The 8,465-nt window shown below is 69.4% G+C and carries 7 protein-coding genes and 1 pseudogene; 6 read left to right on the top strand and 2 right to left on the bottom strand.

What is annotated here, in order from left to right; all coding sequences use genetic code 11:
* A pseudogene (locus AB3X43_RS10160) lies at window positions 1-124 on the top strand (branched-chain amino acid ABC transporter substrate-binding protein); the annotation flags it as partial.
* Window positions 125-292: 168 nt separating this feature from the next.
* A complete protein-coding gene (locus AB3X43_RS10155) occupies window positions 293-2,971 on the top strand; it encodes a bifunctional acetate--CoA ligase family protein/GNAT family N-acetyltransferase (RefSeq protein ID WP_369429729.1) in 2,679 nt (892 codons plus the stop codon).
* A 75-nt stretch (window positions 2,972-3,046) separates the two neighbouring features.
* Here the strand turns inward: AB3X43_RS10155 and AB3X43_RS10150 are convergent, their stop codons facing one another.
* Window positions 3,047-3,370: a nucleotide pyrophosphohydrolase gene (locus tag AB3X43_RS10150; RefSeq protein WP_369429728.1), complete on the bottom strand. Its 324-nt coding sequence runs from the start codon at window positions 3,368-3,370 to the stop codon at window positions 3,047-3,049.
* A gap of 15 nt (window positions 3,371-3,385) precedes the next feature.
* Here AB3X43_RS10150 and AB3X43_RS10145 point away from each other — a divergent pair, with 15 nt between their 5' ends.
* From AB3X43_RS10145 to kefC, 4 genes are read left to right on the top strand one after another with little or no spacing between them, the layout of a single operon-like run.
* A complete protein-coding gene (locus tag AB3X43_RS10145; RefSeq protein WP_369429727.1) occupies window positions 3,386-4,276 on the top strand; it encodes a Rossmann-like and DUF2520 domain-containing protein in 891 nt (296 codons plus the stop codon).
* A gap of 53 nt (window positions 4,277-4,329) precedes the next feature.
* Window positions 4,330-4,797 (top strand): hypothetical protein, encoded by a 468-nt coding sequence (locus AB3X43_RS10140; RefSeq protein WP_369429726.1) that lies wholly within the window; start codon window positions 4,330-4,332, stop codon window positions 4,795-4,797.
* Window positions 4,784-5,623, top strand: a complete 840-nt coding sequence (locus AB3X43_RS10135) for a DNA/RNA non-specific endonuclease (protein ID WP_369429725.1) — start codon at window positions 4,784-4,786, stop codon at window positions 5,621-5,623. The genes AB3X43_RS10140 and AB3X43_RS10135 overlap by 14 nt, the downstream gene beginning before the upstream one ends.
* A 37-nt stretch (window positions 5,624-5,660) precedes the next feature.
* The gene (gene kefC / locus AB3X43_RS10130; protein WP_369429724.1) at window positions 5,661-7,460 is read left to right on the top strand and encodes a glutathione-regulated potassium-efflux system protein KefC; all 1,800 of its coding nucleotides are present in this window, start codon (window positions 5,661-5,663) and stop codon (window positions 7,458-7,460) included.
* Between the two features lie 675 nt (window positions 7,461-8,135).
* Here kefC and AB3X43_RS10125 read toward each other — a convergent pair.
* Window positions 8,136-8,264 carry a hypothetical protein gene (locus tag AB3X43_RS10125; RefSeq protein ID WP_369429723.1) on the bottom strand — a complete coding sequence of 43 codons (129 nt, stop codon included), beginning with the start codon at window positions 8,262-8,264 and terminating at the stop codon, window positions 8,136-8,138.
* Between the last annotated feature and the right edge of the window lie 201 nt (window positions 8,265-8,465).

Raw genomic sequence — 8,465 nt, 5'->3', positions numbered from 1 at the left:
GACGGGCTACAAGGGCGTGACGGGCACGATCAGCTTCGACGAGAAGGGGGACGTGAAGAACGGTGCGCTGACGATGTTCACCTACAAGGGTGGCAACCGCGAGCAGATCGCCGTCGTGCGCTGATCGCACGGTTGGTCCACAGGGCAGGGCGTCGATGCGACGCTTTGCACGACTGAACCCGTTGGCTGTTTGCGCGACAGCAAACGGGTTTTTTGTTGTCTGCTGCACTGCACCAGCCAGGCCAGTCCTTGCCGTATGCTGGGTCGTCTCATTACCAATGGGTGTGCCCACGTGGACCATCACTTCCTGACGCCGCTGTTTTCCCCCAAGTCGATCGTCGTGTTCGCGGGACCGCCGGATCATCTGGACGAGGCACCGTCGCTGGTCCGCGCCATGCTCCGGGAGCTGCAGGCGCACCAGTTCAACGGCACGCTGAGCTTTCTCGATGTCGAGATGACGGGCACGCTGTCCGACCTGGCCCAGTCGCGGGCCGATCTGGCCATCATCGCGCTGCCGCACGAGCGCATCGCCGCGGCGCTGGAGATCGCCGGGCGCATCCGCTGCCGGGCCGCGCTGGTGCTGTCCACCGGGCTGCCGGCTGCGGAATGTGCCGACCTGCATGCGATCGCACGGCGTCACGGCATGCACCTGCTCGGGCCGAACAGCCTGGGCCTGCAGCGCCCGCTGCTCCAGCTCAACGCCAGCGCGGCTGGCCGTCTCGCCGCCACTGGCCCGCTCGCGCTGGTCTGCCAGTCAGGGGCACTGACGGCGTCCATCCTCGACTGGGCCGCGCGCAACGCGGTCGGTTTCTCCACCGTGGTCTCGCTCGGGGCCAATACCGCTGTCGACCTGACACAGGTGCTGGACTTCCTGGCCAACGACGCGGCGACCCAGAGCATCCTCGTCTACATGGAGGGCATCCACGATGCCCGCCGCTTCATGAGCGCGCTGCGGGCGGCAGCCTTCGCCAAGCCGGTGGTGGTGATGAAGGCCGGTCGCCAGCCGGCAGGTTCCAAGGCGGCGCTGACCCACTCGGCCAGCATCGTCGGCTCCGACGACGTGTTCGAGGCCGCGCTGCGCCGGGCCGGCGTGGTGCGGGTGCGGGCCTTCACGCAGCTGTTCTCGGCCGCCAAGTGCCTGGCCTCGCGCTACAAGCCGATCGGCAAGGGGCTGGCCATCGTCACCAACGGCGGCGGCCCCGCCGTGCTGGCCGCCGACCGTGCCAACGAGATCGGCCTGGAGGTGGCGCGGCTGGTCGACACCAGCTGCACCGAACTCGCGCCGCAGCTGTCGCCGCATGCCACGCTGGACAGCGTCATCGACCTGGGCGAGGAGGCCACGCCGGCCCAGTTCCGCGCTGCGCTGCAGGCCTGCGCCAAGGACCGCTCGGTGCACGGCGTGCTGGTCATCTTCTCGCCCAAGCTCGACAGTGATCCGGACGCCATCGCGCAGATCGTCTGCGACAACGTGCACGCCATGGGCAAGCCGGTGCTGACCTGCTGGATGGGCGACGAGCGGGTGCGGGATGCCCGGGTCATGCTCAACGCGATCGCCATTCCCACCTTCCGCACGCCGGAAGCGGCCGTCGATGCCTTTGCCAACGTGGCGAATTTCTACCAGAACCAGCAGTTGCTGCAGCAGACGCCGCCGCCGCAGTCCACGCTGGCACGGCCGGATGTCGAGGGCGCGCGGCTGCTGATCGAGGGTGTGCTGGCCGAGCGCCGGCGGGTGCTGACCGAGATGGAGTCCAAGGCGCTGCTGGCGGCCTTCCACATCCCCGTGACGCGCACCATGCTGGCCCGCACCGCCACCGAGGCGATGCTGATCGCCAGCCAGCTCGGCTACCCGGTGGCGCTGAAGATCGATTCGCCCGACATCAGCCACAAGTCCGACGTCGAGGGCGTGGCGCTCAACATCACGACCGCCACCCAGGTGCGCGATGTCTTCAACGACATGCTGGCCGCCGTGCGCCGGGTGCAGCCGCAGGCGCGCATCAACGGCGTGACCATCCAGCCCATGAGCGGCAAGAAACGTGGCCGCGAGATCTACATCGGCCTGACCACCGACGTGCCCTTCGGCCCGGTGGTCACCTTCGGCTCCGGCGGCACGATGATCGAGCTGATCGCCGACCGGGCGATGGAGCTTCCACCGCTGAACCAGTTCCTGGCGCACCGGCTGATCGAGCGGGCGCGGGTGTCGACCCTGCTGGGCGAGTGGCGCGGCGCGCCACCGGCCGATGTCGAGGCGGTCGAGCAGATCCTGCTGCGCGTGTCGGAGATGGTCTGCGAGCTGCCGCAGCTGCGCGAGATGGACATCAACCCCATCATCGTGGACCACGAGGGCGCGGTGGCGGTGGATGCGCGCATCGTCATCGACCATGCCGGTCCGACCGCACGCGACTACAACCACCTGGCCATCCTGCCCTACCCGAGCAGCTACGAGCGCGAGTGGCCGATGAAGGGCGGGGACCTCTACACGATCCGCCCGATCCGCCCGGACGACGCCGACATGCTGCAGGCCTTCACCCGCGGCCTGTCGGAGGAGAGCCGCTACTTCCGCTTCGCCAGCGCGATGCACGAGCTGCCGGCGCGCATGCTGGCCCGCTACACGCTCATCGACTACGACCGCGAGATGGCGCTGGTGGCGGTGCACGTCGATCGCCGCCCGGGCGAGGACGGGGTCTTCGTCGAGACCGAGCAGATCATCGGCGTGTCGCGCTTCATCACCAACCCGGACCAGACCACCTGCGAGTTCTCGCTGGTGGTGTCGGACGGCTACAAGGGCCAGGGGCTCGGTTCGCGGCTGATGCTGTCGATCGCCGACTTCGCGCGCCACAAGGGGCTGGCACAGATCGAGGGGCTGGTGCTGGCCAACAACCCCAACATGCTGCGGCTGATGCGCGGTCTGGGCTACGAGGTGCGGCCCTTCCCGGAGGATCCGGACTTCAAGCTGGTCGTCAAGGCGCTGTGAGGGGCCTGAAAGGGGCTGGAGCGGCCTGTTGCCGGCATCCGGCCACCCAGGGTGCCACGGACGCGGAAAACGCGCTCAGCGGTCCGGATTCGGCGGGTACTTGATGGCGTTCAGGCCGATCTTGCGGTCCACGGCCGCCGCGATGTCCACGCCGCAGCGGTCGGCGATCTGCACCAGGTAGACCAGCACGTCGGCGATTTCCTCGCCCAGGTGCTGCTGCACGGCGGGATCGTCGGCAACGCGGGCGGAGGCCTCGGGCGTCATCCACTGGAAGATCTCGACCAGCTCGGCCGCCTCGACCACCATGGCCATCGCCAGGTTCTTGGGCGTCTGGTAAGGCTCCCAGCCACGCTCGGCCGAGAAATCGCGCAGGCGGGCCTGCAATGCGGGGATGTCCATGGGCATCATCCTGCCATGAACACCCCTCTGCCTGAATCCACCCCTGAACTGGCGGCGCTGCGCATCGCCCTGGTCGGTGCCGGCCGTGTGGCGCGGGCGCTGGTGATCGCGCTGGCACGGGCTGGCGTGCCGGTCGTCGCGGTCGGCAGCCGGCACCCGGCGCACCTGTCGGCGACCTGTTATCCACAGCCCTGCACACCGCAGCAGGCGGTGGACCAGGCCGATCTGGTGCTGCTGACGGTCGCGGACGATGCCATCGCTCCGGTGGCGGCCGCACTGCGCTGGCGGGCCGGGCAGTTCGTGGTGCATTGCAGCGGCGCCACCGAGGTCACGGCACTCGATGCCGCCGCGCAGGCCGGTGCGCACACGGGGGGCTTCCATCCGCTGCAGATCTTTTCCGATCCGGAACTCGCCGCACGCCGCCTGGCCGGCAGCACCGCGGCGATCGAGGCCGGCCCCGCGCTGATGCCCGTGCTGCGTGCGCTGGCCGCCGCGCTGGAGATGCCGGCCATCGTGCTGCCGCCTGGCATGCGGGTGCGCTACCACGTGGCGGCAGGCTATGCGGCGAGTTTCCTGTTGCCGGTGCTGCAGGAGGCGACAGCGCTGTGGCAGAGCTTTGGCGTGGACGAGGCCGAGGCGCTGCAGGCCCTGCTGCCGCTGTCGCATGGCACGCTCGATGCGGTGCAGGCCCGTGGACTGGCGGGCGCCGTGTCGGGGCCGATCGCGCGCGGCGACCTCGGCGTGGTGCAGCGCCACCTCGACGCCCTGGCGGCGCTCGGGCCGCAGCGGGCTGCGTTCTACCGCTTCCTGGCCGGTCCCCAACCCGCGCTGGCGCGGCAGGCGGGACGTTTGGATGAGGATTTGTGCAAGCGCCTTGGTTTTTTACTCCGGGATGCAGACTGTTAAGAAAAAGAACGACACAATTTGCGCAGATCCAGCTTTCATCTGCCATGGCCCGCGTGTCGTCCCCTGCCCACAATCCCTTCTCGACCACATCGGTCGCTGACGACTGCGAGCCGTATGTCTCGCCGCCGAGCCAGCGTGGGGTGAGCTACTCTGCGCCAGAGGGTTATCGACACCACTTCGAACGGTCCCTGGTGCCCGCCCGGCCAGTGCTGCTGGCGCTGCTGTGCGTGGCGGGGCTGATGTTCTACCTGCGCAGCGACCGGCTCCTGCCCGTGCTCATGGGCACCACGACGACGCGGGTGCCCGTGGCGGACCGGGCCGCCTCGGCGGTCAATCCCTGGACGGGCGAGGCGCACTGGGGCCGCACCCCGAAGCCGACCGACCCCTTCCCGCTCGACTTCCCCGCCAACCTGCCGCCTGCGGCAGCGGGGCTGGCCATCGGCAGCGATGCGGGCGTGGTCAAGTGTGTCCAGGCGGATGGCGTGGTGGCGTACCAGCAGCGCGACTGTGGCCATCGCTGAGGGCTGCGCGCGTGCCCTGCGCCTGCTGGCAGGGCTGGGGTGCACGGTCCTGTTCGCGGCCTGCGGTGGCGGTGACGGGGCTCTGGGCACGGAGACCGGCACCGCCACGGTCTACCCTGCCCCGAACGGTCCGGCCAGCACCGACTGGGTCATCCGCCAGGACTACGGCGGCTACCAGCTCACCTACGACTGCACCACGCACACGGCACTCCAGTACAGCTACACCCTCGGTTTCGACAACGGCACCGCTGCACGTCCGACCAGCTTCACGCTCGACCCGACCCTGCCCGCCGGCTGTGGACAACAGACCACCGCCAGCAGCTACGCCGCGGCCATCCACCCGGGCTACGACCGCGGGCACCTCGTCTCGTCCAACCACATGGACTACGACGCCCAGTACATCCAGCGCGCCAACTACATGACGAACATCGTCCCGCAGGTGGCCACGTTCAACCGCGGCATCTGGCTCGACGCCGAGAACGTCGCCGAGTGCTACCGCGACATCGCGCCGGTGCAGGTCTACGGCGGCGTGGTCTACAGCGACCCGTCCAACGACTGGTTCCTCGCCAGCCATGGCATCCGCACGCCGGAGTACTTCTGGAAGGCCATCGTCACCACCGACCCGACCACGGGTGCAGCCAAGGCGATCGCCTGGTACATCCCCAACGTCGAAGGACTGACCGCGCTGGACCCCTACCTCGTCAGCATCGACGAGCTGGAGCGCCTGGTCGGCACCGAGTTGGTCGGCATCACCGCGCCGGTGGCCGTCAAGGCGATGAAGCCAGCGACGAGCTGGCCGCTGCCCGCGGGCTGCAACTACACCTGAGCCTCGCCGTTATGCTGCGTGCCAGGAGATGGGCACGATGGAACATGGACACTGGCTCAGCGCTTCGCTGGTCTACCTTGCCGCGGCGGTGATCGCGGTGCCGCTGGCGCGCAAGCTCGGCCTGGGATCGATCATCGGTTACCTCGGTGCGGGCATCGCCATCGGGCCGTTCGGACTGCAGCTGGTCCGCGACCCGGACGCGATCCTGGAGTTCGCCGAGTTCGGCGTCGTGCTGATGCTGTTCCTGATCGGGCTGGAGCTGGAGCCGCCGCGCCTGTGGGCGATGCGGCGCTCGATCTTCGGCTGGGGCAGCGCGCAGGTGCTGGGCTGCGCGGCCGCAGTGGGTGGCGTGGCCTTGCTGCTGGGCGTGTCGTGGCCGGTGGCGGTGGTCACCGGGCTGGGGCTGGCGCTGTCGTCCACGGCGGTGGCGCTGCAGGTCATGCAGGAGCGCAACCTGATGGGCACCGCCGGCGGACAGGCTGGCTTCGCGATCCTGCTGTTCCAGGACGTGGCCGCCATTCCGATCCTCGCGCTGATCCCGCTGCTCGCACCCAAGGTGCAGGACAGCGGCAATTCGTGGCGCGAAGCGCTGCGGGCGCTGGTGGTCATCGTCGGCATCATCGTGGTCGGCCGGCTGCTGCTGCGCCATGCGCTGCGCTGGATCGCGCGCAGTGGCTCGCCCGAGATCTTCACCGCCGCGGCGCTGGGCCTCGTCGTCGGTCTGGCGAGCCTGATGGAGGCGGTGGAGCTGTCGGCCGCGCTCGGGGCCTTCCTCGGCGGTGTGCTGCTGGCCGAGAGCGAATACCGGCGCGAGCTGGAAACCGATGTCGAGCCGTTCAAGGGCCTGCTGCTCGGGCTGTTCTTCATGGCCGTGGGCATGTCGATCGACTTCCACGCCGTGCGCGACCACCTCGGCACGGTGCTGGCGCTGCTGGCCGGCTTCCTGGCGATCAAGGCGCTGGTGCTGTGGGGGCTGGCGCGCTGCGTGGCGGTGCCCGGACCGGAGCGGCCGGTGTTCACGCTGCTGCTGGCGCAAGGCGGCGAGTTTGCCTTCGTCGTGTTCCAGCAGGGCGCCGATGCGCGGGTACTGACCGAGTCGCAGGTCTCGGTGCTGATCGGCACGGTGGCCTTGTCGATGCTTGTCACGCCGCTGCTGCTGGTGGTGATGGACCGCTGGGTGTTGCCTCGTTATGCACAGCAGGCTGTGGACAACTCGCCCCATGCCCTGACTGAACCGCAGGACGCGCCGGTCATCATCGCGGGCTTCGGCCGCTATGGCCAGGTGGTCGGGCGGCTGCTCTACGCCAACGGGCTGAAGCCGACCGTGCTCGACCACGACGCCGAGCAGATCGCCTCGCTGCGCCGCTTCGGTTTCCGGGTCCACTACGGCGACGCGACGCGGCTCGACCTGCTGCGCATGGCGGGGGCGGCGTCGGCCAAGGTGCTGGTGGTGGCGATCGACGATGTGGAGCAGAGCCTGAAGCTGGTCGATCTGGCGCGCGCGCATTTCCCGAACCTCGTGCTCGTCGCCCGTGCGCGCAATGTGCAGCACTACTTCGCGCTGCGCGACCGGGGCGTGGAGATGATCGAACGCGAGACGCTGGACTCGGCGCTGATGAGTGGGCGCAGCGTGCTCGAAAGCATGGGTTGGTCCGCCGACCACGCCCGCGACCTCGCCGCCCGTTTCCGCCAGCACTCGGTTGAGCAGCTGGAGGTGTTCTGGCCGCACCACCGCGACGAGAAGACGCTGCTGTCGATGGCGCGCAAGGGGCGCCAGCAACTAGAGGAACTGTTCGCGCAGGAGCGGGCGCAGCGCGACGACCGCGAGCGGCCCTGACCTGGTGTCGTGAGGTCTGCTGATCCCGAAGGCCCCCCTCCCGACCTCCCCCCGCTGGGGGGAGGAGATCAGGCGCGTCGGGCGTCGGGCGTTGGGATCTGGTCTGGCTCCCTCCCCCAGCGGGGGAGGGTTGGGGTGGGGGCTCGGGCCGCGTAGACGGCTGATCGCGCACCGGGCTGCCGCCGTCACATCCACTGCCTCTGGCCAATACCCGATAGAAAAATTGCCCGAACTGAGGACTTGTCGCCCGCGTTCTTTGAGGGACCGGAGAGAGGGAAGGAGGGAGCGAAGGGGCAAGCCTCGACCCTGCACGCCGCGGCGGTGAAGCCTGGCCGGCGTGTGGGGCTGGCCCCTGGGCGTGGACGGCGTGACGCGGACCATCGGTCGGTCAGTCGGTCGCATTCGGGGGTCGCGGGCGGGTTCGACGCACGCGACAGGCTGCCTTCAGGGCTCGAACGCCCCACCACACCCGTGGCAGCTTGCGCCTCTGGGTCGCCGGTGTCGTGGTTCCCGCTCTACCGGCGTGACGAGCCCGCGCGCCGAGCCGGGACGCGCACAGGGGGCGACAAGTCCGTGGAAGAGAACCCCTGTGGCGTGACGTGCAGACGCGCGAGCGCCGACGGGCGCCCCGGGTTGGTGGGGGCGCTCGGAGTCGGTCGGTCCGTGGAGGGCGGGTCAGCGCAGGCGGGGTGGTCGGGGGCGCCAGCGGTCGAGGGCGATGACGCGGAAGGTGCGTTCACGCAGGGTGAGGCGGCGCAGCCAGCGGGGGAGCAGGCGAGCTAGGAAATGGGTGGTGTCAGCCATGAATGGCTCCTAGTGACAGGTTTGAACCTGCCTCCCTCCCTGCCAAGAGAGGGGTGGCAGACCGTGCAGGTTGGCAGACCGGACTAGGACCGGCAGGGGTTGCCCCCTCCCACACGGCCCGCCATAGACGAAGCCATGCGCGCAGACCGCGCCGCCAATGATGAACGGACGTGGAAAAGCCGCGTTGGGCGCGGCTTGTTT

Source organism: Sphaerotilus sp. (assembly GCF_041083715.1).
In the GTDB taxonomy this organism is placed as follows: Bacteria; Pseudomonadota; Gammaproteobacteria; order Burkholderiales; family Burkholderiaceae_C; genus Sphaerotilus.
This window is presented reverse-complemented; position numbering and strand designations above follow the sequence as displayed.

Bases quoted from the DNA above. Each gene is read 5' to 3' on its own strand.
- AB3X43_RS10145 (WP_369429727.1), top strand. From the start codon at position 3,386: ATGAACACCCCTCTGCCTGAATCCACCCCTGAACTGGCGGCGCTGCGC.
- kefC (WP_369429724.1), top strand. From the start codon at position 5,661: ATGGAACATGGACACTGGCTCAGCGCTTCGCTGGTCTACCTTGCCGCG.
- AB3X43_RS10125 (WP_369429723.1), bottom strand. From the start codon at position 8,264: ATGGCTGACACCACCCATTTCCTAGCTCGCCTGCTCCCCCGCTGGCTG.
- AB3X43_RS10150 (WP_369429728.1), bottom strand. From the start codon at position 3,370: ATGGACATCCCCGCATTGCAGGCCCGCCTGCGCGATTTCTCGGCCGAG.